Origin of the sequence: Candidatus Mycobacterium methanotrophicum (assembly GCF_023515995.1) — a bacterium.
GTDB classification, from domain to species: Bacteria; Actinomycetota; Actinomycetes; order Mycobacteriales; family Mycobacteriaceae; genus Mycobacterium; species Mycobacterium methanotrophicum.
The window spans coordinates 1,828,672-1,854,409 of record NZ_CP097320.1 but is presented as its reverse complement, the minus strand read 5'-3'; the positions used below and the strand labels follow the sequence as shown (position 1 = coordinate 1,854,409).

At 65.7% G+C, this 25,738-nt stretch carries 19 protein-coding genes and 2 pseudogenes; 8 read left to right on the top strand and 13 right to left on the bottom strand.

Annotated elements, in window-relative coordinates; genetic code table 11:
• Positions 1 to 62: 62 nt before the first annotated feature.
• Together M5I08_RS09920 and uvrA are read right to left on the bottom strand one after the other, a co-directional pair.
• Positions 63 to 377: pseudogene (locus tag M5I08_RS09920) on the bottom strand (MBL fold metallo-hydrolase); the annotation flags it as partial.
• 126 nt (positions 378 to 503) lie between these two features.
• A complete protein-coding gene (gene uvrA / locus M5I08_RS09915; RefSeq protein WP_219066451.1) occupies positions 504 to 3,416 on the bottom strand; it encodes an excinuclease ABC subunit UvrA in 2,913 nt (970 codons plus the stop codon).
• A gap of 166 nt (positions 3,417 to 3,582) precedes the next feature.
• Here uvrA and M5I08_RS09910 point away from each other — a divergent pair, with 166 nt between their 5' ends.
• From M5I08_RS09910 to M5I08_RS26690, 3 genes and pseudogenes are all read left to right on the top strand, one after another.
• Positions 3,583 to 6,132, top strand: coding sequence for an SEC-C domain-containing protein (locus M5I08_RS09910; protein WP_219066483.1), 2,550 nt, complete (start codon positions 3,583 to 3,585; stop codon positions 6,130 to 6,132).
• 335 nt (positions 6,133 to 6,467) lie between these two features.
• On the top strand, positions 6,468 to 9,524 hold the full coding sequence (locus M5I08_RS09905; protein WP_219066450.1) for a BPTD_3080 family restriction endonuclease: 3,057 nt from the start codon (positions 6,468 to 6,470) through the stop codon (positions 9,522 to 9,524).
• Positions 9,457 to 10,344, top strand: a pseudogene (locus M5I08_RS26690) (DNA methyltransferase); the annotation flags it as partial. The gene M5I08_RS09905 and the pseudogene M5I08_RS26690, both read left to right, overlap by 68 nt.
• A gap of 603 nt (positions 10,345 to 10,947) precedes the next feature.
• On the opposite strand, the gene M5I08_RS09895 reads toward M5I08_RS26690, so the two are convergent.
• On the bottom strand, positions 10,948 to 12,348 hold the full coding sequence (locus M5I08_RS09895; RefSeq protein ID WP_219066449.1) for an IS1380 family transposase: 1,401 nt from the start codon (positions 12,346 to 12,348) through the stop codon (positions 10,948 to 10,950).
• Positions 12,349 to 12,515: 167 nt separating this feature from the next.
• On the opposite strand from M5I08_RS09895, the gene M5I08_RS09890 reads away from it, so the two are divergent.
• Positions 12,516 to 13,919, top strand: a complete 1,404-nt coding sequence (locus M5I08_RS09890) for a DNA methyltransferase (RefSeq protein WP_249763337.1) — start codon at positions 12,516 to 12,518, stop codon at positions 13,917 to 13,919.
• A gap of 16 nt (positions 13,920 to 13,935) precedes the next feature.
• Here the strand turns inward: M5I08_RS09890 and M5I08_RS09885 are convergent, their stop codons facing one another.
• The 3 genes from M5I08_RS09885 to M5I08_RS09875 all read right to left on the bottom strand — a co-directional run bounded on the left by M5I08_RS09885 (position 13,936) and on the right by M5I08_RS09875 (position 15,079).
• Entirely contained in the window at positions 13,936 to 14,223 is a 288-nt protein-coding gene (locus M5I08_RS09885; RefSeq protein WP_219066448.1) for a HigA family addiction module antitoxin, read from the bottom strand.
• A gap of 31 nt (positions 14,224 to 14,254) precedes the next feature.
• Positions 14,255 to 14,536, bottom strand: a complete 282-nt coding sequence (locus tag M5I08_RS09880) for a type II toxin-antitoxin system RelE/ParE family toxin (RefSeq protein WP_219066447.1) — start codon at positions 14,534 to 14,536, stop codon at positions 14,255 to 14,257.
• A 99-nt stretch (positions 14,537 to 14,635) separates the two neighbouring features.
• Positions 14,636 to 15,079, bottom strand: coding sequence for a hypothetical protein (locus M5I08_RS09875; RefSeq protein ID WP_249763226.1), 444 nt, complete (start codon positions 15,077 to 15,079; stop codon positions 14,636 to 14,638).
• A gap of 229 nt (positions 15,080 to 15,308) precedes the next feature.
• Here M5I08_RS09875 and M5I08_RS09870 point away from each other — a divergent pair, with 229 nt between their 5' ends.
• Positions 15,309 to 16,580, top strand: a complete 1,272-nt coding sequence (locus M5I08_RS09870; protein ID WP_219066445.1) for an RNA-guided endonuclease InsQ/TnpB family protein — start codon at positions 15,309 to 15,311, stop codon at positions 16,578 to 16,580.
• Positions 16,581 to 16,666: 86 nt separating this feature from the next.
• Here M5I08_RS09870 and M5I08_RS26165 read toward each other — a convergent pair whose 3' ends face one another.
• Together M5I08_RS26165 and M5I08_RS09865 are read right to left on the bottom strand one after the other, a co-directional pair.
• On the bottom strand, positions 16,667 to 16,798 hold the full coding sequence (locus M5I08_RS26165; RefSeq protein WP_255564668.1) for a hypothetical protein: 132 nt from the start codon (positions 16,796 to 16,798) through the stop codon (positions 16,667 to 16,669).
• 90 nt (positions 16,799 to 16,888) lie between these two features.
• A complete protein-coding gene (locus tag M5I08_RS09865; RefSeq protein WP_219066444.1) occupies positions 16,889 to 17,593 on the bottom strand; it encodes a hypothetical protein in 705 nt (234 codons plus the stop codon).
• A 370-nt stretch (positions 17,594 to 17,963) separates the two neighbouring features.
• Here M5I08_RS09865 and M5I08_RS09860 point away from each other — a divergent pair, with 370 nt between their 5' ends.
• Both M5I08_RS09860 and M5I08_RS09855 read left to right on the top strand, forming a co-directional pair.
• Entirely contained in the window at positions 17,964 to 18,650 is a 687-nt protein-coding gene (locus tag M5I08_RS09860; protein WP_219066443.1) for an MBL fold metallo-hydrolase, read from the top strand.
• A 309-nt stretch (positions 18,651 to 18,959) separates the two neighbouring features.
• A complete protein-coding gene (locus tag M5I08_RS09855) occupies positions 18,960 to 19,964 on the top strand; it encodes an acyl-ACP desaturase (protein ID WP_219066442.1) in 1,005 nt (334 codons plus the stop codon).
• A gap of 90 nt (positions 19,965 to 20,054) precedes the next feature.
• On the opposite strand, the gene M5I08_RS26160 is transcribed toward M5I08_RS09855, so the two are convergent.
• Both M5I08_RS26160 and M5I08_RS09850 read right to left on the bottom strand, forming a co-directional pair.
• Positions 20,055 to 20,186, bottom strand: coding sequence for a hypothetical protein (locus tag M5I08_RS26160; protein WP_255564667.1), 132 nt, complete (start codon positions 20,184 to 20,186; stop codon positions 20,055 to 20,057).
• Between the two features lie 11 nt (positions 20,187 to 20,197).
• Positions 20,198 to 20,641, bottom strand: a complete 444-nt coding sequence (locus tag M5I08_RS09850; RefSeq protein ID WP_219066441.1) for a universal stress protein — start codon at positions 20,639 to 20,641, stop codon at positions 20,198 to 20,200.
• Positions 20,642 to 20,966: 325 nt separating this feature from the next.
• Here M5I08_RS09850 and M5I08_RS09845 point away from each other — a divergent pair, with 325 nt between their 5' ends.
• Positions 20,967 to 22,526, top strand: coding sequence for a glycosyltransferase family 39 protein (locus tag M5I08_RS09845; protein ID WP_219066482.1), 1,560 nt, complete (start codon positions 20,967 to 20,969; stop codon positions 22,524 to 22,526).
• Between the two features lie 476 nt (positions 22,527 to 23,002).
• Here the strand turns inward: M5I08_RS09845 and tnpB are convergent, their stop codons facing one another.
• The 3 genes from tnpB to M5I08_RS09830 all read right to left on the bottom strand — a co-directional run bounded on the left by tnpB (position 23,003) and on the right by M5I08_RS09830 (position 25,678).
• Positions 23,003 to 24,394 carry an IS607 family element RNA-guided endonuclease TnpB gene (gene tnpB / locus M5I08_RS09840; RefSeq protein WP_219066440.1) on the bottom strand — a complete coding sequence of 464 codons (1,392 nt, stop codon included), beginning with the start codon at positions 24,392 to 24,394 and terminating at the stop codon, positions 23,003 to 23,005.
• Positions 24,394 to 24,981 (bottom strand): IS607 family transposase, encoded by a 588-nt coding sequence (locus tag M5I08_RS09835; protein ID WP_219066439.1) that lies wholly within the window; start codon positions 24,979 to 24,981, stop codon positions 24,394 to 24,396. Before M5I08_RS09835 ends, tnpB begins: the two co-directional genes overlap by 1 nt.
• 79 nt (positions 24,982 to 25,060) lie before the next feature.
• On the bottom strand, positions 25,061 to 25,678 hold the full coding sequence (locus tag M5I08_RS09830; protein WP_219066438.1) for a hypothetical protein: 618 nt from the start codon (positions 25,676 to 25,678) through the stop codon (positions 25,061 to 25,063).
• Positions 25,679 to 25,738 lie beyond the last annotated feature (60 nt).

The following is a 25,738-nucleotide window of genomic DNA, read 5'->3' as shown; positions in this document are numbered from 1 at the left end:
CCCAGCCGGTGCATCAGACCACGGTAATCAGCGGATGTCAGAGCCCGGCAGCCACTAGCCAATTAGAGCCGCCACCACTGGTCGGATCCGACAGGTTCAGCCGGATCCACGCGCCCGCCCGGTTGGGGCGCCGCCACCTGGGCATGCGCGGCGCCCGCAGCGGCCAGCAGACGCTCGACCGGGTCGGCCCACGGGTGCGGCGCTGACCGGAAGGTGCACCACTGGATCGGCACCAAAAGCCCCGACCCGGGATCGGTGACGTCCAGGTGTGCGCGGACCGCCTGCTCCGGGTTCATACGGACATCCGGCAATGCCGCGGTGTAGCCGCCGACCGGCATCAGCGTCAAGTCGAACGGCCCGTGGTCGGCGCCGGCCTCGGGCACAGCCAAGGGGATCGGCGCGGCGGGCCGGGTCGCGGCCACTACCGCCACCGCGAGAGGTAAACGTGACGTCATGAGCGAGCTTCTCGGCCACGACCTACCCAGTCGGCGATTGAGAGCAAGCTAGGCGCTGGCCCGGCGCCGCCGTCGCGGCGCACTGGCCGATGCCGCGGTGCCGCTGAGCGTTTCGGCGAGGAACTTGCCGGTGTAGCTTTCCGGTATCGCCGCGATGTCCTCCGGTGTGCCCTCGGCGACGATGGTGCCGCCTTCGGCGCCACCCTCCGGCCCCATGTCGATGATCCAGTCCGACGTCTTGATCACGTCGAGGTTGTGCTCGATGACGATCACCGTATTGCCTTTGTCGACCAGACCGTTGATGACGTCCAGCAACTTGCGGATGTCGTCGAAGTGCAGTCCGGTGGTGGGCTCGTCGAGGATGTACACGGTGCGACCGGTGGAGCGCTTCTGCAGCTCCGAGGCCAGCTTCACCCGCTGGGCCTCGCCGCCGGACAGCGTGGGCGCCGGCTGACCCAACCGCACGTAGCCCAGGCCGACATCGACCAGGGTCTGCAGATAGCGGTAGATGCCCGTGATCGGCGCGAAGAACTCCGCGGCCTCCTCGATCGACATGTCCAACACCTCGGCGATCGTCTTGCCTTTGTAGTGCACCTCGAGGGTTTCCCGGTTGTAGCGGGCACCGTGACACACCTCGCATGGCACGTACACGTCGGGCAGGAAGTTCATTTCGATCTTGATGGTCCCGTCGCCCGTGCACGCCTCGCAGCGGCCACCCTTGACGTTGAACGAGAACCGGCCCGGTTGATAGCCGCGCACCTTGGCCTCGGTGGTCGCGGCGAACAGGGTGCGGATCTTGTCGAAGACCCCGGTGTAGGTGGCCGGGTTGGATCGCGGTGTGCGACCGATCGGCGACTGGTCGACGCGGACCAGCTTGTCCACATGGTCAAGCCCGGTGACGCGGACATGCCGGCCGGGAACCTGGCGGGCGCCGTTGAGCCTGTTCGCCAGCACAGCGGCCAGGATGTCGTTGACCAGCGTCGACTTGCCGGATCCGGATACGCCGGTGACCGACGTCAGCACGCCGAGCGGAAACGCCACATCGATGTTGCGCAGATTGTGCTCGTGTGCGCCGACGACCGTGAGCCGGCGTCGCTTGTCGACAGGACGTCGGATCGCCGGGGTCTCGATGCTTTGCCGGCCGGACACATAAGCGCCGGTGATCGATTCTTTGTTGCGCAGCAACTCGTCATAGGTCCCGTTGTGCACGATCCGGCCGCCGTGCTCGCCCGCCCGGGGCCCGATGTCGACGATCCAGTCGGCATGCGCGATGGTGTCCAAGTCGTGCTCGACGACGATCAGCGTATTGCCTAAATCCCTTAAGCGGGTGAGAGTTTCGATGAGGCGCCGGTTGTCCCGCTGGTGCAGGCCGATCGACGGCTCGTCGAGCACATACAGCACCCCCACCAGTCCGGAGCCGATCTGGGTCGCCAGCCGAATCCGTTGCGCCTCACCGCCGGACAGCGTGGCCGCCGCGCGGGACAGCGACAAGTACTCCAGCCCGACGTCGAGCAGAAACCCCAGCCGCGACTGTATTTCTTTGAGCACCTGCCCGGCGATCGCTTGTTCGCGGGTACCGAGGGTGAGGCGCTGAAGGAAGTCCGCGCACTCTGCGATGGACAGTTCGCAAACCTCGGCGATGGACTTTTTGCCGTGCTCGCCCGCGGCCAGGGTGACCGCCAAGATCTCCGGCCGCAGGCGCGTGCCCTCACACACCGGACACGGCACGTCGCGCATGAAGCCCTCGTAGCGGTCCTTCATCAGCTCGGATTCGGTCTGGTCGATCTTGCGCTGCAGGAACGCCAGCACGCCTTCGAAGTCGGCGTAGTAGGACCGGGTGCGGCCGTAACGGTTGCGGTAGCGGACGTGCACCTGCTCGTCGCAGCCCTCGAGGATCGCCTTGCGTGCCTTGGCTGGGAGCTTGCGCCACGGCGTGTCGACGTCGAAGCCCATCGACTCGCCGAGGCTGGCCATCATCCGGGTGAAGTACTCCGCGGTGTGGCCCATCGACCACGGCGCGACGGCGCCGTCGGCCAGCGTGCGATCCGGATCGGGTACCACCAGGTCGGGGTCGACTTCTTTGCGGATCCCCAGACCGGCACACTCGGGGCAGGCGCCATAGGGCGAGTTGAACGAGAATGACCGCGGCTCCAGGTCGTCGACGGCCAGGGAGTGGCCGTTGGGGCAGGCGAGCTTCTCGGAGAACCGCTGCTCGCGGTGATGATCGGGCTCGTGGGCGCCATGATCGGGAAATTCCAGCACCACGATGCCGTCGGCCAAATTCAGCGCGGTTTCCACCGAATCGGTGAGCCGCTGCTTGGCGGTGGGCTTTACCGTCAGGCGGTCCACCACCACCTCGATATCGTGTTTTTCCTGCTTCTTCAGCTTGGGCGGATCGGTCAGCGAATGCACCACGCCGTCGACGCGGACGCGGCTGTAACCCTGGGCGTTGAGCTTCTCGAACAGGTCGGCGAACTCGCCCTTGCGGGTGCGCACCACCGGGGCGAGCACCTGGAATCGGGTGCCTTCGGGCATCGCCAGCACCTGGTCGACGATTTGTTGCGGCGTCTGCCGGGCGATCCGCTCACCACAGACCGGGCAGTGCGGAGAGCCCGCGCGCGCATACAGCAGCCGCAGATAGTCGTACACCTCGGTGATCGTCCCGACCGTCGAGCGCGGGTTGCGGTTGGTCGACTTCTGGTCGATGGACACCGCCGGCGACAGCCCTTCGATGAAGTCGACGTCGGGCTTGTCCATCTGGCCGAGGAATTGGCGGGCATAGGCCGACAGCGATTCCACGTAACGTCGTTGGCCCTCGGCGAAAATGGTGTCGAAGGCCAGCGACGACTTGCCCGACCCGGACAGCCCGGTAAAAACAATCAGCGCGTCGCGTGGCAAGTCAAGATCGACGCTGCGCAGGTTATGCTCGCGCGCGCCCTTGATGATCAGGCGGTCAGCCACACTGCCCCTTTCAGTGAACCCTCCTGTGCCGCGAACGGCGCAGTCCATGCTATGCGCCGGCGCCGCCGAGCGATCGGCGGCCGGCGACGTCAAACGCCACCCGAGGGCGCCAATCGCTGGTCCGGTAAGGCATAGGGTGGCCTTCGTGACGGAACGAATCGATCCGATGCGAGCCCTGGCGGCAATTCTGGCCGAACACGGCCCCTTACACGAGGACGACATCGCACGTCGGCTGCAGGACGCGGGCGTGACCGATTCGGATGCCGTCCTGGACGCGCTTAGCCTGGAAATTGAATGCCCGGCAGCGCAATTGGATGACGATCGATGGGTGTGGCTGCCTGCGCTGCTGGCCGGGCGAGTGTTCAGCCATCGGCTCGGCGCGAACGAGGCAGACTACGACCTGCTCGCGGCGACCCCGGACCTGGACCCGATCACCATTCTCTGCGAGCACGAGCAGTACCGCCGGCTCGCCGACGGTACGACGATACAGATCGCGTTGGTCGGGTTCGACGACGAGCTGCTCGAACAGCGGGGCATCCCAGACGAGGCGGTCGACCCGGACGGGGCGCTGCTGCTGGAGCCGGGCACACTGGCGGCGTTGGGGGCCACCGCGGGCGACCTGGTCGGGCTGCGGCTGACCACAGACGGCCTCGCCGTCGAGCTGATCGGCACGCCCCCATCCGGCGCGGACGCCGGCGCCCGGCTGGCGGACATGCTCGACGCCGACGAGCCGAGGTTCTTCGCCGAGGCGGTCTGGACCGTGTGCGTCGAAGACCCGGCGATGTTCACCGAGCCGCTGGCACCACTGCGCGAGATCGCCGACCACCATGGTCTGGCGCATCGAGGCGAGTGGCTGGCGCCCGCCGGGTTCGACTTCGACGCGTGGGACTTCGACCGCGGGTGCGCGCTGCTGGCCAGGCGCCACGATCTGGACCCCGACGACGCATTCGCGCTGTATACGCTGATCAAACTGCACGAGCGGATGGCACTGGCGCTGCTCAGCATCGACCCGGACGAGCCGCCGCAGGACATGATGCCCGGTGCCGTCGAAGACGCGACGGAGCCCGAGAGCAACCCGTTCCTCGAGCTGGGCGGAGAGCTCGGCGCCGCGCTGGCCGACCCGCTGCTGGCGCAACTGCTGGTCGCCGAGACCGTCGACACCGACCCCGCCGGGGCGGCCGCGCTGGGCCTGTTCGCCGAGGTGTTGGAGCCCGAGGTGCCCCGCGCGGCGCGGGCGGCGTTGCGCTGGCTGCGCGCCGTCGCATACGACCGGACCGGCGACATCGACGCGGCCGAACGCGAGCTGCTGGCGGCCGAGTCGATGAACACCGACTGGCCACTGCCGTTGGTCGATTTGGCCCGCATCGCCTCGGATCGCGGCGACGCCGAGCGCGGGTTGGCGCTGCTGCGCCGCGCCGGCGTCGAGCCCGACCATCCGCTGGCGACGCTGTTGGAGCGGCACCGCGCCGAACCGCGCCGCGACCTGGGCCGCAACGAGGCATGCTGGTGCGGGTCGGGCCGCAAATACAAGAAATGCCATCTCGGCCGCGAACAGCTGCCGCTGGCCGAGCGGGTCAACTGGTTGTACGGGAAAGCCTGCCACCATGCGATGGTGAGCGGCTGGACCGGCCTGCTGGCCGAGGTGAGCTACGAACGCTGCCGGCACGTCGACCCCGACGACGTTGACGCGTTGACCGCGTCGCTGGCCGATCCGCTGGTGCTGGACGCGGTGCTGTTCGAGGGCGGTGCGTTCGCGGAGTTCCTGCAGTTGCGCGGGTCGCTGCTGCCCGACGACGAGCGGCTGCTGGCCCAGCAATGGCTGCTGCTGGAACGGTCGGTGTTCGAGGTCGAGCAGGTGCGGCCCGGCCAGGGCGTCACCGTGCGCGATGTGCGCACCGGCGACACCCACGAGGTGTGTGAGCGCGCGGCCAGCCGTCAGCTGCGGCCCGGGCAGCTGATCTGTGCACGCGCGGTGCCCACCGGCGACAGCATGGCGTTCTTCGGTGGGATCGAACCGGTCGCGCTGCACGAGCGTGACCCGCTGATCGAGCTGCTCGACGACGAGCCCGATCCGGTGACGCTGGTGGCGCAGCTGACCCGCCGGTTCGCGCCGCCGACGCTGGTCAACACCGAGGGGGATCCGCTGGCGATCTGCGAGGCCAGCGTGCGTGTCGGCGACGCGGGCGGGATCCGCGCCGCGCTCGACGAGGTCTACGACCGGGCCGACGGCGAGGAGCCGCCGCGGTGGTTCGAGCACGTCGTCACCGACGGTCTGCAACGGATCCGCGCCACGCTGGTCCTCGACGACGACACGCTGCGCATCGAGACCAACAGCGAGCAGCGGATGGATCGCGTGCTGGCCACGCTGGCGCGTCTCGACCCGGCGACGGCGGTGCTCGACGACCACCGCCGCCCGATGCGCGACACCCGCGAAGCGGCCGCGCTGGCCAAGCGGATGCCGACCGCCGGCGAGGGCGCGCTCGACCCCGACGACCCCGAAGTGGCCGCGTTTCTCGGCGAATTCATCCGCGACTACGAAACCCGCTGGCTCGATGAGCCCATCCCCGCACTCAACGGGTGTACGCCGCGGCAGGCCGCCGACGACCCCACCCGGCGCGGCGACCTGATCAAACTTCTCGACAGCTTTCCCGCCGGCGCGGCCGCCCGCGGCGGCATGGACGCTGACCGGCTGCGCACGGCGCTCGGCCTCGGGTAGCCGACCGGGCCGCGTTCACGCCCACGCCGTCGCACCGATCAGGGCGGCGAATTCGCGGAATTGGTTGTGGCCGGGCTCAGGGAGCGAGACTGCGTGGGCAGTAACGTCGCCATATGTTCGAGCCTCGTGCGGCGGTTCGGATCCAGTGGGCAAGGTGCGTACCGATTCCTTGAGTGTAGGGGCGGAGGCCGTCAGGGAATCGGCATTCGTGCTGCTCGCCAGCCGGGGTGTCGGGGGCGCGTTCTATCGTGGCGGACGATGGCACTTTTCGCGCAAGCATGTTCCCTTTGCTGGCAGGATCTGCATAGGCAACCCCAGCAGGAAAGAGCACCGTGGTGAGTGAATCGATCGACAATCCGATCCTCAACTCGCCCTACGAGCAGCCCGACCGCTATTACGAGGTGGGCACCAAAGGTCCGACGGGCCAGGTCCGCGAGGGCCGTCGGCCCAGCGAGTCGTTTATCCCCATCGCGGTAGCCAAGAAGGGCACGGACACCGGGCAAAGCGAGTTCGACTTCGACGCCACAGGTGAGCGGCGCGAACGGAACAGCCTGATCAACGACCTTCGCCGGGACGTCGCCACGTGGCGCAGAGGTGCAGACTACTCCGGCGTCACGCCGATCAGTCGCAAGCTGCTGCAGCACTGGGCCGACCCGGACCGGGAGAACAGGGTGCTGTTCTGTCAGCGTGAGGCCGCCGAGACCGCGATCTTCCTCACCGAGGTCGCAGGCCGCAAGGGCGTGACCGATTGGCGTCGGCGACTCGAACCGCAGAACGACGCCCACAACGGCGGGCTGCCGAGAGTCGCGTTGAAAATGGCGACCGGCGCGGGCAAGACCGTGGTGATGGCGATGCTGATCGCCTGGCAGACGCTGAACAAGGCGCAGACACCACGGGATGCTCGCTTCTCCAACCGCTTCCTGGTCGTCACGCCGGGCATCACCATCAGGGACCGGCTGCGGGTGCTGCTGCCGGAGGACCCCGAGAACTACTACGACCTGCGCGACTTGATCCCCGCCGACCTCAAAGGCGGCCTGGAGCAGGCCCGCATCGTGATCACAAACTTTCACGTGTTCGGACTCAAGGACGCCAAGGAGATCCGCAACGTCGCGCGCAACACGCGCCTGCTCCTCAAGGGCGATCGCGCCGACGACCCGTTCAAGGAGACCCCCAAGGCGATGGTGGGCCGGGTGCTACGCGACCTGAGCGCGACCGGCAAGGAAAAGCAGCAGATCGTGGTGTTCAACGACGAGGCTCATCACTGCTACTCCGACCGGCCGGTCACGTCGGGTGAGAAGTTGAGCGCCGAGGAGAAGAACGCCAACGAGCAGGCTCGGGTTTGGTTCAAGGGTCTGCGCGCGGTGGCGAAACACGTTGGGATCAAGCAGATCTACGATCTTTCCGCGACGCCCTACTACCTGGCGGGCTCCGGATACAACGAGGGCCACCTATTCCCATGGACGGTCAGCGACTTCTCACTGATGGATGCGATCGAGTCGGGAATCGTGAAGGTGCCACGCACACCCGTCGACGACGACGCCGACCACCCCTTGGTCACCTACCTGCGGCTCTGGGACTTCATCGGCGACAAGCTGCCCAAGCGGGCGGCCAAAGGCACGGTGGACAACTGGATCCCGCAGCCCGAGCTCGAAGGCGCGCTCCGCAGCCTGCATCGAAGCTACACAAAGGCTTTCGGGCATTGGGAGTCCGCGCTACAACGCTACGGCCAGACGCCGCCGGTGTTCATCGTGGTCTGCCCCAACACGGTGGTGAGCAAGCTGGTGTACGACTGGATCGCCGGGGAGGCGGTCGAGGTTGACGGCGAGCTGGTCGCGCACAAGCCGGGCAACCTCGACCTGCTGAGCAACGTCGTCGACGGAAAGCCCCTGGACCGTCCGCGCACCATTCTGATCGACTCCGCCCAGCTGGAGTCCGGGGAGGGGATGAAGGCCGACTTCAAGCAGGCCGCGGCCGCCGAGATCGCCGCGTTCAAGTCCGAATACCGTTTGCGCAATCCCGGCGCCGACGTCGACAAGATCACCGAGGACGAGCTGCTGCGAGAGGTGATGAACACCGTCGGCAAGGCGGGCAAGCTGGGCGAGCAAGTGCGCTGCGTGGTGAGCGTGTCGATGCTGACCGAGGGCTGGGACGCCAACACCGTGACCCACATTCTCGGGGTGCGGGCATTCCGCAGCCAGCTGCTGTGCGAGCAGGTGGTGGGCCGGGGGCTGCGGCGGCGCTCCTACGCGGTGAACCCGGACACCGGCTGCTTCGAGCCGGAGTACGCCAACGTCTACGGAATCCCGTTCCAGTTCATCTCATCGGACCGGCCGGTGGCCGACCCGCTGCCACCCAAGCCCGTCATCGAAGTCGGTGCCGTCGAAGGCCGCGAACACCTGCGGATCACCTTCCCCAAGCTGGACGGCTACCGCGTCGAGTTGCCCGACGAGCCGATCTGGCTGGACACCGACGACGCGCCCGCGTTCGAGATCGGGCCGAACACGGTGCCCCGGTGGGTGGAGATGCAAGGTGTCGTCGGCGAATCCGAACGCGACAGCGGGGATCGGCGACGCTACCGAACCCAGCAGGTCGCGTTCGCGCTGGCCAAACGCATCCTGGACACGCGGTTCAATACGGGCGAGGACCGCAAGCCGTGGCGGTTTCCCGAGCTGGTGGGGATCTGCACCCAATGGCTTACGCACTGTGTGACGGTTGCACCCGGATTCGACTTCGGCTTTCTGATGACCATCACCGAGGCCCAGGCCGTGGCGTGCGAAGCGATCTGGAGCGCCATGGTCCGCCAGATCGGCAACCGGCGTGAACGGCTTCGGCCGATGCTCAACCGGTTCGACCCGCAGGGCTCCACCGGCGACGTCAACTTCCCGACCCGCAAAGCCACTGTGCCGACCGAGAAGTCGGAGGTGTCGCACGTCACCCTCGACGGCAAGGACGGCAACACCTGGGAGCAGCTGCTCGCGGCCGAACTCGAGCTGAACGGCGACGTCGCGACCTACGTGAAGAACGACCATCTCGGCTTCACCATCCCCTACCTGCACAAGGGGCGCAGCCACTCCTACGTGCCGGATTTCCTGGTGCGACTGAACAGACGAGATCCCGAGGACGTGGACCGCACACTGATCATCGAGGTCTCCGGTAGCCAGAAGAGCCCCGGCCCCACCAAGGCGAAGGCGGACACGGCCCGCAACTCCTGGTGCGCGGCGGTGAACAACCACGGCGGTTTCGGGCGGTGGGGCTACACCGAGATGACGAATCCCCTTCATTTCAAGGCACGCCTGGCCGAGGCGATCGGGTTGCTCTACGACGATGCGCCGATCGTCGGCGACCCGGACCTATTGGACTTCGACGATCGGAGGAGTTCTCGTGGCGCGTGAGAAAACCGCGAAGGGCCCGACTCCAGTCGACGCGCTGGAGCACAGCGACAAACGGACGAACATCCCGACTGCCGACGCCCAAGACTTTGTCGGACCGGAGATCGAGCAGATCCGCCGGGTCCGGCTGGAACGCGACGAGAGCCTCGACCCGCAGCTGGTCTGGAGAGGCAAGTACGACGCCGACGGTGCCGGCGGGGATCTGATCGCGGATGCGCCGCCGATCTACATTCAGGAGAAAATCGATCCGCGGGTGCTGATCGAGAATCTGCGTCGCACCGCCGCGCGCCCCGACGACGAGCCGGAATTGACGCTTTTCGATTCCTTCGACGGCCTCGACGAGCTCGACCAGGTCGACTTCTACCAGCACCAGGCCAACTGGTCGAACAGGATGATCCTCGGCGACTCGCTGCAGGTGATGGCGTCACTGGAGGCGCGAGAGAAGCTACGCGGCAAGGTCCAGATGATCTACATCGACCCGCCCTACGGCATCAAGTTCGGATCCAACTGGCAAGTGTCCGCCCGCAAGCGCGACGTCAAGGACGGCAAGCTCGAAGACGCCGCGCGAGAAGCCGAGCAGATCAAGGCTTTTCGGGACACGTGGGAATTGGGCATCCACTCGTATCTGTCGTATCTGCGCGACCGACTGCTGGTGGCGCGGGACCTGCTCACCGAGTCCGGCTCCTGCTTCGTCCAGATCGGCGACGAAAACGTACATCTCGTCCGGAGTCTGATGGATGAGGTGTTTGGCAGCGAGAACTTCGTCAGTCTGATCGCGTTCGAGAAGACGTCGTCGTCCTCAATGGACTACCTCGACGGCGTAAGCGACTATCTCCTCTGGTATGCACGCGACTATCAGCAAACGAAATACAGACCACTCTTCACACCCAAAACTGAGAAGACACTACGTTTCATCCAGCAGTCGAACGGGGTTCGACGACCTGCCACCAAAGAGGAACGATTAGGGCTGATGCCCGCCCCTGACGGCGCGCGGTGGTACGAGGTTGGAGACATCACGAGTCAGACCGACTCGAGCCAAGCCCGTTACACGGTTCATTTCGAGGGGCAGGACTTCCCGGTTGGCAAACGCAACTGGGCAACGCCACTTTCCGGCATGAAAAGAGTGATAGCGGCTCGCAGGGTTGAGCGTCGAGCCGCCAGCATCGGTTTCGTCCGATTTGCAGATGATTTTCCAGCGATCCCACTACGCAACAATTGGAATGACACCGGAACGGGATCGTTCACAGACGACAAGATCTACCTCAATTTTTCATGGTGGGTCGGGTGCTCCCGTGAGGTCTGCTGGTGGGCGTGGTTTTCGGTCGCAGGGGAGGTGTCGGCGCCGCGTGTCGTGCGGTGGCGCCGGGTTCCTTGGTCCCGGTGGGTGTTACTCCTTCCGTGGGTTGCGGGGACGGGGGCGGGGTGGTCAGGGGATGGCCAAGACGCGGTGGAACGCGGTTTCCAGTTGGGTTGCCCAGGGCCAGGTTTGGGGTATTCGCAAGATCTGTTTGCGGGAATGTTTGATGATGCGGGCCGCGGTGTGCAGCAGCCGGTAGCGCAGGGTCTGTGGTTCGGCGGCGGCCAGGGCGCCGTCGAGGAGCAGCAGCCGGGTCCAGCACAGCAGGTCGACGGCCAGGGCGACTGCGGCCACCCACGCGCGGTTCATCGCATAGGACGATGACGGCCATTTAGCCAGCCCGGTGTCTTTGGCGCAACGGATGAATCCTTCGACGCGGGCATGGACGCGGTGGCGGGCTTCCAGACGCTGGGCTTGCCCGCCGGCGGTGTTGGTGGCCAGCGGCTGGTAGCGGTAGCCGTTGGTCTGCTCGAACAGCGACAGCTGGGCTCCGGTCTCGATGGGTTCGCGGCGCACCAGGATCCGCATCCCCGCAGGCCAGGCGGCCAGTTTGTCACCGCCGTGGCTTTCCCGCAGCAGGCCGGTGACCTCGGCGACCTGTGCGTCCTCGCGCGGCTTGCCGGTGGCATCCAGTGCTGGTTCCCACCCGGTCTCGGGCAGCAGCGCCAGCGCGGCACGCACCCGGGCATCCAGGTCGAAGCCGACCGAATACTGGACGCTGTAGCCGGCGCGGGTGTTGAGCTTGGTGATGTGCTCGATCACCTTGTGGCTGGAGCCCGCACCGTCGATGGTGATCAGCAGGTTGTGCCGCCACGTGGCGGGGATCGCGGCGATCGCGGCGTCGATGATGGCGATGTGATCGGCGGCGGTGTTGGAGCCGGCGTTACCGGCTCGCGGGATGATGGCCAGCAGCTCGCCGGTGTTGTCACACCACGCGGTCAACGGATGAAAACCCCAACCGCCCTTGAAATTTCCCGCTGCCGATTCCTTATCGGAGTACGAGGTGATCAAGGTGGCGTCGATGCGGATGCAGATCACATCATCGAGATCGCCGTAGCAGGTCCGCACCGGCGGAATCTTCCCCTGGCGGGCCGCGATGCGCTCCCATACCCGGGCGCGGACCCGACCCCGCGCCAGCGCCAGCCGCTTCAGCGCCGCGTCGTCGAGTTCGTTGAGTGCCCGCCATGCCGTGGTGGTCGAGGCGACCGGCCCGAACACCCGTTTCTGATCGCCCAGGACCGCGATGTCGCAGATGCTGGTCGCGCCGTCGGCGATCGACACGGCCAGATCCCGCATCACCGCTCCCCGGTCGTGGACCACGTCGGGCCGGTACAGCGCATCCGACAAAGCGCCGGTCAGGCCGGTCGCGTCGGCCAGCATGCGGGTGATCACGCTGCCGGTGTGTGACACCACATCGTCGCCGCGCACCTCCACGTCGAGCCGCCGGGACCATCCTGTTGTAGCCTGCATCTGAAAGGTGCACCCAATCTGTGGATTTTCCGAGCCTTAACAACCCTGATTATCCTTGAGCGAGTGCACTTTTCGCGTCTACGACACCATGAACCCGCCTACCGCCGTGAAAAATCCAGGTCTACGTCGTTCAATCCGGGACCAAAATCGTCCAGCGCTGCGTGCTCATGTGCACCGATCCCGGCGACCTGGTCCTCGATCCGACGTGCGGCAGTGGCACAACGGCTTTCGTCGCTGAGCAGTGGGGACGCCGCTGGATCACCATCGACACCTCCCGCGTCGCACTGGCCCTCGCCCGTCAACGGGTCATGGGGGCCAAGTACCCGTGCTACCTGCTCGCTGACACCGCCGAAGGCCACGCCAAAGAGCAGTCGCTCACCGCGCAAACCCTGCCGCGCCAAGAGTTCACCGGCGACCTCCGGCACGGCTTCGTCTACGAACGGGTGCAGCACATCACCTTGAAATCCATCGCGAACAACCCCGACATCAAGGAAGGGATGAGCAGCGAGGAGATCGACGCCGCCATCAAACGCCATGCCGAATTCGAGCTGCTCTATGACAAGCCCTTTGAGGACAACAAGAAGGTACGGGTTACCGGTCCGTTCACCGTCGAATCACTGAGCCCGCACCGCTCCCTCGCCTTCGCCGGCGGTGACGACGCCGCGACTCGGGAGTCACTCGGTGAGAGCGAAGCGGCGAAGGGTGCGGACGCGCCGAACTTCGAGCAGTCGATCCTCGACAATCTCGCCAAGGCCGGCATTCAGAACGGTCGCCGCAAGGAGCGAATTAGCTTCGCGGCCTTCGAAACCTATGCGGGCGAATACATCCAGGCGGTCGGCGAGCGGACGGTGGCAACGCCGGGCGATCAGTCGGAGCCCGCCGACGGTGACCCGGTTCGGGTCGCGATTGCCCTGGGCCCGCAGTACGGCACGGTCAGCGCAGCATTCGTCAAAAACGCCGCCCGCGAGGCCATCCACGCGGAGGGCGTGGATCTGCTCTGCGTACTCGGGTTCGCGTTCGACCCGCAAGTCACCGGGGTCACCGAGCAGGACGGTGTCACCGTCGACGCCTCCGATGAGGGCTTCGCAAGCGTGGAGGCATCCCGCAAGCTGGGCCGCCTGCCGGTGCTGATGGTCCGGATGAACGCCGACCTGCTGATGGGTGAGGAGCTGAAGAAAACCGGCGCGGGCAACCTGTTCACCGTGTTCGGTGCGCCCGACATCGAGGTTGACGAAACCGCGGACGGGTACGTGGTCAACCTCAAGGGCATCGATGTCTACGACCCCACCACCGGTGTTGTCCGCAGCGACGACACCGGCCAGATTGCGCTGTGGATGATCGACACCAACTACAACGAGGAATCGTTCTTCGTCCGGCACTGCTACTTCACCGGCGGCAACGACCCGTATAAGCGGCTCAAGACCGCACTGAAGGCCGACATCGACGTCGACGCCTGGGCGTCGCTCAATTCCGATGTGTCACGGCCGTTTCCCAAGCCCGAGACCGGCAAGATTGCGGTCAAAGTCATCAACGATTACGGCGATGAAGTCATGAAGGTCTTCCAGATGTGACGCTCCTATCGCTTCTTTACGCGATGCGGTCGATACTTGCCAACGTGTTCGCCAGCTGCTCACGTGCGATCTCGGCGTCGTAATGGGCCTGCATGTTAATGAAGAACATGTCGGTCAAGCCAAGCGCTCGCGATAGCCGAAGCGCGGTGTCGGCGCTAATGCCCCGCTTGCCGTGGACGATCTCATTGATACGTCGCGGCGGCACATCAATCACCTTGGCAACGCGGTATTGAGAGATCCCCATCGGCGCGAGAAATTCGGTCAAGAGAATCTCGCCGGGGTGGGTGGGTGCGAAATCTGCCATCAATCTCTCCCTTCTGGCTTCGCTAGCTTCGCTAGTGATAGTCGACCAGCTCCACGTCGCCAGCGCCGGCTGTGCTCCAGGTGAAGCACAGCCGCCACTGGTCGTTTACGCGGACGCTGTATTGGCCGGCGCGGATGCCGCTCGGCTTCTCCGGCCGGTTGCCCGGTGGCACACGAAGATCGTTGATGCTCTCCGCGGCATTGATGAGAACGAGCTTGTTGTAGGTGAGCCTGCTGAGCTCCGGGCTGAGCTCCTTGACGTAGCGGCGCTGCCAGATCGCCTCGGTGTCCTTGGCCCGGAAGGAGCGGATCACTCCCCCGATAATAACGTAATGCGTTATTAACGGCGAGCGTTACGATCAGTGCCGACGTCGGAAATTGTGCAAGGGCTGGCAGCAAAACTGGCGCGTTCGTTAACCCAACGCGCGCAGGCGCCGCTTCCAGCTCCCCGCCGCGCGCTTACCTCGCGTGCACACCGGCCAGGACACTGGCGATGGCGTCGACGTCGTCGTAGGGGCCCTCGATATAGACGGGGATCCGTTGTATCCGAACTCAATTGGGCAGGGCCCCGACCAGGTCCCGAGATGGTCGGCGGCGACCGCGAAGTCGGGATGGGGTTCGAATCCGAGCCCCCGCGCGAACTCGACAGCACCGAACACCAGATGCTGGGCCAACTCCACTGGCGCGGACATGGCGAGCTCGTCGTATCCAGCGAACACGGTGCCGCGAAGCTTGGTCAGCCTGTTGTCGGACACCGTTTCCGGGCCTATCACGTTTTTGACGCCAAGGCAGAAGGTGTCGACCAGGTACACGCACACCCGGCTGCGGGACCGCTGGTCTGGGCGCGCGACCATCACCGTAGCCAGCCCGCCCGCACCGTCCGCGGCAGCCGGGTTGACCGGCCAGTCCGGGTGCGGCGCGAAGGTCAGCCCGTCGTGCCAGCCTGGGCTGATTGGGCGGCCGTAGCGCGCAGACCCCGGTCTTTAGACCTGGGGTTAGTGCGTCAAGTTGTGCTCAAGTGGCCCGCCGTCGTGTGGCGCGCGGCGTAGCTACGCGGTGTCGGTGGCCGGTGTTAGGTTGCGGGTTGTGAAGTCTGGTAGACGCTTTCGGGTCGAGTTGACCGAGGCTCAGGCGCGGTTGGCGCAGCAGACCGCGGATGTGTGTCGGGCGGTGTGGAACACCGGGTTGGAGCAGCGGCGCGAGTACCGGCGTCGTGGGGCGTGGATGAACTACAACGAGCAGGCCCACGAATTGGTGGAAGCCAAAGATGAGCAGACCTGGCTGAAAGCGGCGCCGTCGCATTGTCTGCAGCAGACGCTGAGGGATCTTGACGAGGCGTGCCGCAAGCGCGGCACGTGGAAGGTGCGTTGGCGTTCGGCGCGGCGGTGGTCGCCGTCGTTTCGGTTTCCGGAGGGCTCTCAGATGGAGTTGCAGAAGCTCAACCGGCGCATGACACAGGTGAAGCTGCCGAAATTGGGGTGGGTGAAGTTTCGGGCGTCCCGCAGTCTGGATGGTGAAACCATCCGCTCGGCCACCTTGTCGAAAGAAGGTGAGCGGTGGTTTGTGTCGTTCCTGGTGGAGGACGGGAAAACGCCGGCGACCACCCATGCCGCTGCGGATACCGCGGTGGGGGTGGACCGTGGTGTGGTGGTGGCGGTGGCCACCAGTGCCGGCGAGCTGCTCGACCGGGCGTTCGTCACCGAGGGTGAGCGGCGCCGCGCGGTGGCGCTGCAACGCCGGTTGTCTCGCTGCGCCAAGAACTCGGCCAACCGCAACAAGACCCGGACGGCCCTGGCTGAGGTGCGGGCGCGCGAGCGGCGCCGCAGGCAGGATTTCTGCCAGAAAACTGCCCGGCAGCTGGCGCAGGCCAACGCCTTGGTGGTGTTGGAGAAGCTTCCGACCAAGAACATGACGCGGCGTGCGAAGCCGGTGGAGGATCCGAACAATCCCGGCCAGTATCTGTTGAATAGAGCCGCCGCGAAGTCGGGCCTGAATCGCGCCATCTTGTCGAAAGGCTGGTATCGCTTCGAGCAAGCGTTGAACTCTGTGTCCCGCTACACCGGGACCGTCGTGGTGAAAGTTCCGGCTGCGTTTACGTCGCAACGGTGCTCGGTTTGTGGGCATGTGGACCCGAAATCCCGTGAGAGCCAAGCGGTTTTCCGGTGCATCCACTGCACACACGGGCCCGAGCATGCGGATGTGAACGCTGCCAAAAATATATTGGCCGCAGGGCTTGCGGTCGCCGCCTGCCGAGAATCTGGAGCACCCGCGGGCGCTCCAGAGACGCCGAAGCAGGAACCAGCAGGAAACCGCGAGGAATTACTGCTCCAACCCCACCACGCTGCGAGCGCAGCATGAACGGGCTGGAATCCCCCGGATTGAAACCGTGGGGAGGACGTCAACCAGCACTCGACGGCGTCGGGCCGCTGCTGCGACTCGGCGTTCTACGCGGCGATCAACCGGACCAGCGGGACGACCTTGGCCGGCGGCACCCGCAACGCGCGGGCGATGTCTTTGGGTGAGGCGCCTTTTGCCCGGAGGCACCGAACTTCCTGCAGCAGCACGTCATCACTCACGAACCGAATCCTTCCCCAGCGGAAGAGCACCCGCCCAACGACACGCCGGGAAACGTCGACCTGCGCAGCGACGCCGCGGGACTCGAAACGTCAGGGGTAGACGACGCCGACTTCGAGCAGATGCCAGCGCGAGTCAACCCTCGCGGCGGTGACGAACACCGACCAGCCGGGGCGGGCGAGATCGCTTGCCCCGCGCGGCACGGCGATCGGCCCGACACCGTTCTCGAACCAGATCTTGCCGGGCCCCACGTCGGCGATCTGAAGGTAGTCCTCGACCCAGTCCGCGTCGCCGACATGCTCGCGATCGATGGCGGGCGCCCGACGGGTGACGTCGTGCAGCAGCCCGCCCAGGCGATCGGCCGTCGGCAGATCACGCGCGGCCTCCCGCGCCTGCTCACCGGCCTGATCGGCCGATGCTGCGTCGATGTCGCCGCGCTCACCGAGCCAGCGCATCAACTTGCCCGTGACCGTGCCGGCGGCCTTGAGTAGCTCCTCACCGGCGATCACCTTGCGCACCATGAAGTAGTCGAGGAACTCGCCGAGGTTCTCCGCGATCTTCTCCGGCCCGAACAAGCGGCAGAACGCACCGTCCTCGTTCCTGGCGAACTCCTCCTCCCAGCGCCGGTGCTCCTCGTCGTCCAGGGACTGGTAGGCGTACCCGTCCAGGCAGTCCCGCAACAACTCGACGACATCCTCATACCGGCGATACGTCCGCTCCGCGAGCCGCTCCCGTTGCGCCGCCAGGAACTGCTGGAGCACCTCGTCGATAGTCGTGTCACTTCGAGCCGTCGACATGGCAGCGAATCTAACGCATCCTCAGCACCAGACCTGGCTGGCGGCCCCGGCGGCCCCGGCTCCCTCACGTCTTGGCGTACCGCCCCGAAGTCGTGTTGACGATCCCGCGTCGAAGGGTTGGCTTCGTCGTCGTCGCCAAACGAATAGTCGACGCGCGCGGCCGCAATCGTCATCGCGGAGAGGAAGCGCTCACGCGGCGAGCGGGGTCACCGTCCTCGGAAACCAGCCCGCGTGCGCGACGCCGAATGGTAAACCCACATCTGATCTTTCGCGCGGGCACGGAACGGACAGCGTCCAGGCGGGTGCGCGCCGATTCCCGGGAGTCACGTGTTGATGGTGATTCGGCGTAAGAACCCGTAACCTCGCCGATATGTCTGCTGCTGACAACCTCCGCGACAACTACACCGGACACGTCGACCCGGGTACCGCCGCCCGCCGCACCCTGCCGGGGGCGACGATCATCAAGGCATCGGTGGGCCCGATGGACAACAACGCCTACCTGGTGACGTGTTCCGAGACCGGGGAAACGCTGCTGATCGACGCCGCCAACGACGCCGAGTTCCTCATCGACCTGGTGCGCCGCTACGCCCCGAAGGTGTCGCTGATTGTCACCAGCCACCAGCATTTCGACCACTGGCAGGCGCTGGAAGCCGTGGCGCAGGCCACCGGTGCGCCGACCGCCGCGAACGAGATCGACGCCGGCCCGCTGCCGGTTAAGCCGGACCGTTTGCTTGCCGGCGGCGACACCGTGCAGATCGGCAAGCTGACGTTCGACGTCATGCACCTGCGCGGGCACACGCCCGGATCGATCGCGCTGGCGCTAGACGGTCCCGCCACCGGCGGGGTCACCCAGCTGTTCACCGGCGACTGCTTGTTCCCCGGCGGTGTCGGCAAGACCCGGCAGCCTGGCGACTTCACCCAGCTGCTCGAGGACGTCACCACCCGAGTGTTCGACGTCTACGGCGACTCCACCGTCGTCTATCCCGGCCACGGTGACGACACCACGTTGGGCGCCGATCGCCCGAGTCTTGCCGACTGGCGGGAACGGGGTTGGTGAATTGCGTTCGCGAAAAGCGGTGCAGCGTCTCAGCTTACCGTGACGGGGCTGGGGATCGACTTCGGCATGACCCACACGGTCGCGGCAGTCGTCGACCGGGGTGACTATCCCGTCGCGTCGTTCGACGGGGTCCATGCGCGGCCATCGCCGCCGACGACGCCGGCGAGTCCCGTAACCGTACACCGGTGTCCGCATCATTTCCGACGAAATCCAGCAATAACCCGACCGGTCGGCGCGGCGAACTTGAATGTGACCCGCTTACACAGATATATTGCCTGTGACTATCGTACACAGACAACCGGGAGCACCATGTCGACCGATTTGACCGACCTGCAGCTACTGAACGAACTCGAGCCCGTGGTTGAACGTCTCCTCAACCGGCATATCGCGAAGTTCAAGCAATGGAGTCCGCACGACTACATCCCGTGGTCCGACGGCAAGAACTTCTACGCCCTGGGTGGGCAGGACTGGGAGCCCGGGCAGTCGCAGCTATCCGATGTCGCCCAGGTGGCGATGGTCCTCAACCTGCTCACCGAGGACAACCTGCCGGCGTATCACCGCGAGATCGCGATGAACTACGGCATGGACGGCCCCTGGGGTCAGTGGATCAACCGCTGGACCGCCGAGGAGAACCGACACAGCACCGCGCTGCGCGATTACCTCGTCGTGACCCGCGCCGTCGACCCCGTCGCGCTCGAACAGCTTCGCATCGAGCAGATAACCCGCGGCTTCAGCCCGGGACAAAACCATCAGGCCGAGGGCGAGCTGTTCGCAGACGGCCTGTTCGACTCGGTCATCTACGTGTCATTCCAGGAGCTGGCCACCCGCGTATCGCATCGCAACACCGGCAAGGCCTGTGACGACGCAATCGCCAACCAACTTCTGGCCCGTGTCTCCGCCGATGAGAACCTGCACATGATCTTCTACCGCGACGTCTCCGAGGCCGGCTTCCAGATCGCACCCAACAAGGCAATGCACTCGCTGCACAAAGTGCTGCGTAACTTCAAGATGCCCGGATACACCGTTCCCGGGTTTCGCCGCAAGGCCGTCATCGTCGCCGTTGGCGGGGTATTCGACCCGCGCATCTTCCTCGACGATGTGGTGATGCCGGTGCTCAGGAAGTGGCGGATCTTCGAGCGCGAGGACTTCACCGGTGAAGCTGCGCGAATGCGCGACGACCTCGGCGTGCTGGTCGACGAACTCACGGACGCGTGCGCCAAGTTCGAACAGTCCAAGCAGCGCTACATCGAACGCGAGGCCCGCAAGGCCGAAAAGATCACCGCCGACCGAGTGCTGTCCAGGCCAGGACACTGACGTTCCGCACCGCCGCAAGACGACTCGCCGTCGTGTCTGACTGATAACCCGGTTCGTGGCGGCCTCGCCAACCCGACAGGGCGGCGCTGATCATCCCGACTTTCCTGACGTGGCGGTCGGGCAGATACCGAGCAAGTGCAGTCCTTCGGGATGTTCGTCACCGACACTTTCCGAGGTGTCCGCGATCAGTGCCCACGGCCCGTACTCCGCGGCATCGAACACCGGGCGGACGGTTACGGGGTGGTGTGGACGATCAATACGTCGACCTTGGCCCGGCGCGAAACATTGGCGGGCACCGATCCCAGCAGCCGGCCCGCGATCGTGCTCAGGCCGACGTTGCCGACGACGAGCAGGTCGGCGTCGACCTCCTCCGCCAGCCCGACCAGCGCGTCGACCGGGGCGCCGACGATTGGTCGCTCCTCGACGTTCTTGGCGCCCGCGGCATGCGCCCGATCCCTGGCCTCACGCAGGATCGCGTAGATCGGGGCGTTGCCCGACACCTTGTAGCTTTCGTCCTTCAGGGCGTCGGCGGCCCGTGGGTCTTCCTGCTGCGGCAAGTACGCCGACGCGACAATCAGCTTGGCGTCCTCTCCGGCGATGGCGCCTGCCCGTTCTACCGCGCGTAGCGACGAGTCAGACCCGTCGGTTCCTACCACCACGGTCCGATAGGCGCTCATGTAACCTCCCAGTTGTCGGTTGCTACGCCAACCCAAGACAGTATCCCTTTGCCTGATCAAGGTGGCCGGATTCGCGACACGCCGACGCGCGTTGATGATCCCGCCGCCCTTGAGCTGGCGCGGACGCGCTCGGCACAGCAATCGCATCGACGGCGACATGGGCAAGCATCGAATCCCATCCAAATCAGTTGGGGCGCAACGTAGTTGACTTCGGTGCGGCGCGGTGGGTCAGCGTGCAGACTTCGGTTACCGGCAGCTGTACGGATTATGACCAGGACAGATGGGTAATAGGCTTCACCAAAGAGCCTTTACAGTGACAACCATCATGATCGCCCCGACTATTGCCCAGCCGAAGACGGCTGTGGCGGCGGACTACTCGCGCCCACCGCGTCGTGGCCGGCTGTTCGACCCGGTCGCGGTCGCGTTGCTGGCCGCCGTTGTCAGCGGCGCCGCGGCGAGCCGGCCGTCGCTGTGGTTCGACGAAGGGGCGACCATCTCGGCCTCGTCGAGCCGCTCGTTGCCGCAACTGTGGCGGCTGTTGGGCCACATCGACGCCGTGCACGGCTTGTACTACCTGGTGATGCACGGCTGGTTCGCTGTTTTTCCAGCGACCGAGTTTTGGTCGCGGATCCCCAGCGCTCTGGCAATTGGACTTGCTGCCGCGGGGGTCGTGGTCTTCACGAGGCAGTTCTCGTCGCGGACCATCGCCGTTTGCGCGGGCGTCGTTTTCGCGATCCTGCCGCGCGTGACGTGGGCCGGTGTCGAAGCGCGTTCCTATGCCTTCACGGCGTTCGCCGCAATCTGGTTGACCGTATTGCTGATCACCTCGGTACGTCGCAACCGATGGTGGCTGTGGCTGCTCTACGCCGTCGCGTTGATGTTGTCGATACTGCTCAACATCTACCTGGTGCTGTTGGTGCCGACCTACGCCGTCGTCACGCCGGTGATCGGGCGGCGCAAATCGGTAGTGGTTTGGTGGGCCGCCACCTCGGCGGTGGCGGTGGCGGCCATGACGCCGTTCATGTTGTTTGCCCATGGCCAGAAATTTCAGGTCGCCTGGCTCTCACGCCTCAGTTGGCACAACGCGATCGACGTTGCGCAACACCAGTTTTTCGACAACAGCGTCCCGTTCGCCATCCTGGCGGCGGTCATTTTGGTGGCCGCGATCGCATTCCGGTTGACTGGCCGATGGGAATGGGAACGCGATAGCCGGTTGCTGATGACCGTCTGCGGGGCGTGGATTGTCGTGCCCACCGCCGTCAGCCTGATTTATTCGGCGTTCGAACCGTTCTACTACCCGCGCTATCTGTTCTTCACCACGCCGGCGATGGCGGTTGTCCTGGCCGTGTGCATCGTCGCCGCCGCCGGCAAGCCGCGGTGGATCGCCGCCGTCCTGGTATTGCTGGCCGTAGCGGCCTTCCCGAATTACCTTTTGTCGCAACGGCAGCCGTACGCGAAAGAAGGCTGGGACTACAGCCAGGTCGCCGACGTGGTCAGCGCGCATGCCGCACCCGGGGACTGTCTGCTGGTCGACAACACGGTGGGCTGGCTACCCGGTCCGATTCGGGCGCTGCTCGCGGCCCGTCCAGCGGCCTTCCGGCCGTTGGTCGACATCGGACGTGGTCAGCGCGGACCCGAGCGCGGCGCCTTGTGGGACGGCCACGTGGCGGTGTGGCTGGTGGTAGGCCGGCTCTACCAATGCACCACGCTGTGGACGATTTCCACGCATGACACGACGTTGCCCGTTCATCAGCGCGGCGTATCGCTGCCGCCGGGAAAGGTGCTGGCCCACGCACCGGCATACACGACGCCAAAGCTGGTGGGATTCCGCATCGTTGAGCGCTGGCAACTCCATCGCACCCAGATCGCGAAGTCGGTTCGCTGACGTCGGCTGTCGGGCAGTCGGGCCGTCGCGACCGGCACGCGGGGCAGTCGCGCTTCGCCGAAATCATCACCACGGCGGGCTGACTGCACTCATCGGTCCGTTGCAAGTGAGTGATCTTTGACTGGTCACGCGACTTGCGCCCCGTCTCGGGTTTGTTGGGCAGCCTTGTGGTTGCGTCCCTTCCGCGCGTCATCGCCAAACGACCACTCACAACGCAGCTGTCTTCAGCCGCAACTGGGCTTGACCCCGTTTGGTTCACACCCGGTCAGGCGGCTTGATGACGGCCTTGTTGAGGAACTCCATTCCGTTTTCGAATGTCCAAACCGGTTCTCCCCGGCCTATTCGGCGGGCAACGGTCGCCATGGCGGACAACCCAGCTCGTCGGAGAGGTCTTCGATAGTCGAGCGCAGCTCGGTACCGGCTGTTGTCAACTCGCCCGCAGTATTCAGCCGTTGCAAGTGAGTGATCTTTAGTGCTCACGCGACTTGCACCCCGTCTCGGGGTTGTTCGGCAGCCGTGGGGCTGCCTCCCTTCCGCGCTTCACGGCCACCCGCCGGGCGAGGCCCGGTCTTACGGTCGGCTCCACGCTTGACGGCGGCCCCAACTGGGCCGACGACGCTAACGGGTTCCTCGTAGCGTGCGAGGTTGATGGCAGCGCAGTCGTCGCGCTGGTGGACGGCACCGCAACCGCCAGCGGCGGTATCACAGGTCCAGTATTCGTCCCAGCCGATGTCTTGGACATGCCGGCAGGCGTGGCAGGTTTTCGACGATGGAAACCAGCGGTCAGCGACCACTAGACTTGATCCGTACCAGCTTGTCTTGTAGGCCAGGTGCCGGCGCGGGGTGCCCAGAGCTGCGTCGGATAGTCCGCGCCGTCTTGCGCGCGCCCCGGGCAACCCTTTTTGCCGCAGCATTCCCGCCGCGTCCAGACCTTCGACCACGATGCGGCCGTGGGTTTTGGCCAATCGTGTTGTCAGGACGTGCAAATGATGCGTTCGGACATCGTTGACCCGGCGATGCAACCGGGACATCTCGGTGGTGCGCTCACGATAGCGGCGTGAGCCTTTCATACAACGCGACCGTGCGCGGCTGACGTGCCGCAACTCTTTGAGCGCTGCGACGAGCGGGCGGGGATTGGGCACGTGTTCGAGCACGGCGCCGTCGGCGTCTGCGACAGTGGCCAGCCGCCGCACACCGACATCGACACCGATCCGTGAATCAGGATGGGCCACGCGGGGCTGTTGAGGGCGTTGGACAAGCACCCGCACACTCGCATCCAGGCGGGTGCCGTTGCGGCGCACCGAGATTGCCAGCACCCGCGCACGATCTGACCGGATGAGTCGTTCGAGGCGGCGGGTGTTCTCATGGACCCGAACGGTGCCGATCACGGGCAGCGTCAGATGCCGGCGGTCGGGCTCGACGCGCATCGCACCGGTGGTGAAGCACACGCGGTCGGCGTCGCGGCCCTTTTTCTTGAACCGGGGAAAGCCCACTCTTTTGCCAGCCCGTTTCCCGGCACGAGAGGTCTGCCAGTTCCAATACGCGTCGACCGCGCCCGCGATCCCGTCGGCGTAGGCCTCTTTCGAGCATTCCGGCCACCACGGCTGCCCGGTCTCAGCGTTGACACACACCTCGTCTTTGACGCTGTTCCACCGTTTGCGCAGCACCCGCAGCGACGGCTTCGCCGACTCGGCGCCATCCGCGTGCCACGCCTCGATGTCGGCTTTCAGCACCGCGACGGTCCAGTTGAATGCCTTACGGCGCGCACCGAAATGGCGCGCCAAGTTGGCGGCTTGCGCCTTGGTCGGATCCAGCGTGAACCGGAACGCTTGCACACACCACCCGTCGGGCACCTCGAAGCGCGCCATCACGCAGCCTCGTGTTCCCCGCCGTCAGCCGCCGCGGCGACGGCGCGCTTAGCACGGTTGGCAGCAGCGCGTTTGCCGTAGAGTCGAGCACACATCGACGTCAAGATCTCGGTGATATCGCGCACCAGGTCGTCATCAACCTCGGCCGAATCCACCACAATCAGCTCACGGCCTTGGGCGGCCAGGGCCGCCTGGACATACTCGGAGCCGAACCGGCAGAACCGGTCCCGATGTTCCACCACAATCCGCGTTACGGCCGGATCACGCAGCAGCGCAAGGAACTTGCGGCGGTGCCCGTTCAGCGCCGAACCGACCTCGGTAACGACCTTGTCGACAGGGATCTGTTCAGCCGTTGCCCACGAGGTCACACGCGCTACCTGCCGATCCAGATCCGATTTCTGATCAGCCGACGACACTCGCGCATACACCGCCGTCCGCCCTCGCCGGCCCGCCTCCCCGACGGGCTCTCCGACGAGAATCAGTCGCCCAACCTTGCGTGCCGTGACCGGCAACTGCCCAGCGTGAAACCAGCGATACGCCGTCACCCGCGCCACACCGTTGCGCTCAGCCCACACCGCCAGATTCATGCTTCTGTTCCTACAGCACGCCACCGACAACTAACGACCACCCACGCCGCAACAGCTGGCAGCCCTCGGGCACCGACGGCTACGGTCGACCGCCGGGTCCCATCATGCCGCCGGGTCCCATCATGCCGCCGGGTCCCATCATGCCGCCGGGTCCCATCATGCCGCCGGAACCGCCCATCATGCCCTGCATCATCGCGGGCATTCCATCGCGCACGAACCCGGTGACCTCACGGGCGTGGGCGCGGATGGTGTCGGTGAGGACGGGATCGTCGGAGGTTTCCTCGACGATGACGCCCGTGGGCGTGAGGGTCAACTGGCGGCGGTAGCCACCGGCGTTGTGGAACAGCGTTGGCAGGCTCTGGCTCATACACATGACCTCGGGGCCTTGGTCGAGATGGGAGTACATGCTTGACACGTGGTCGTGCAAGTTTGCAGCGAGGTCGGGTGCGTTTGACTGGGTGATGGTGCGCACGCCGCCGGGAATCTCCTCGACCGTGCGGGTGATCTCGGTGTGGCGGTTGAACATGTCCATGTAGAGGCTCATGTCCGCCGGGGTGGCGCCCATCATGCCGCCGCCGTCAGTCAGGCGGATGCGCAGGACGGGTGAACCAAGGATTCCGCGAAGCGCATACCCGATACCCGTAACCGCGCTAGCGCCCAGCGCAGTAAGCGCCGCCCGCCGAGTGAATCTAGCCATGTGACGACCTTCCTGGGCACCTTCATCGCGTGTCTATTCATCGAGCAGCCGGCTGGCTCG

What these genes read in the sequence shown, in the direction of transcription:
- M5I08_RS09835 (WP_219066439.1), bottom strand. Translation starts at nt 24,981, where the DNA reads ATGAATCTGGCGGTGTGGGCTGAGCGCAACGGTGTGGCGCGGGTGACG.
- tnpB (WP_219066440.1), bottom strand. Translation starts at nt 24,394, where the DNA reads ATGGCGCGCTTCGAGGTGCCCGACGGGTGGTGTGTGCAAGCGTTCCGG.
- M5I08_RS09890 (WP_249763337.1), top strand. Translation starts at nt 12,516, where the DNA reads ATGTGCACCGATCCCGGCGACCTGGTCCTCGATCCGACGTGCGGCAGT.
- M5I08_RS09845 (WP_219066482.1), top strand. Translation starts at nt 20,967, where the DNA reads ATGATCGCCCCGACTATTGCCCAGCCGAAGACGGCTGTGGCGGCGGAC.
- M5I08_RS09850 (WP_219066441.1), bottom strand. Translation starts at nt 20,641, where the DNA reads ATGAGCGCCTATCGGACCGTGGTGGTAGGAACCGACGGGTCTGACTCG.
- M5I08_RS09895 (WP_219066449.1), bottom strand. Translation starts at nt 12,348, where the DNA reads ATGCAGGCTACAACAGGATGGTCCCGGCGGCTCGACGTGGAGGTGCGC.
- M5I08_RS09910 (WP_219066483.1), top strand. Translation starts at nt 3,583, where the DNA reads ATGCGAGCCCTGGCGGCAATTCTGGCCGAACACGGCCCCTTACACGAG.
- M5I08_RS09855 (WP_219066442.1), top strand. Translation starts at nt 18,960, where the DNA reads ATGTCGACCGATTTGACCGACCTGCAGCTACTGAACGAACTCGAGCCC.
- M5I08_RS09865 (WP_219066444.1), bottom strand. Translation starts at nt 17,593, where the DNA reads ATGTCGACGGCTCGAAGTGACACGACTATCGACGAGGTGCTCCAGCAG.
- M5I08_RS09885 (WP_219066448.1), bottom strand. Translation starts at nt 14,223, where the DNA reads ATGGCAGATTTCGCACCCACCCACCCCGGCGAGATTCTCTTGACCGAA.
- M5I08_RS09860 (WP_219066443.1), top strand. Translation starts at nt 17,964, where the DNA reads ATGTCTGCTGCTGACAACCTCCGCGACAACTACACCGGACACGTCGAC.
- M5I08_RS09830 (WP_219066438.1), bottom strand. Translation starts at nt 25,678, where the DNA reads ATGGCTAGATTCACTCGGCGGGCGGCGCTTACTGCGCTGGGCGCTAGC.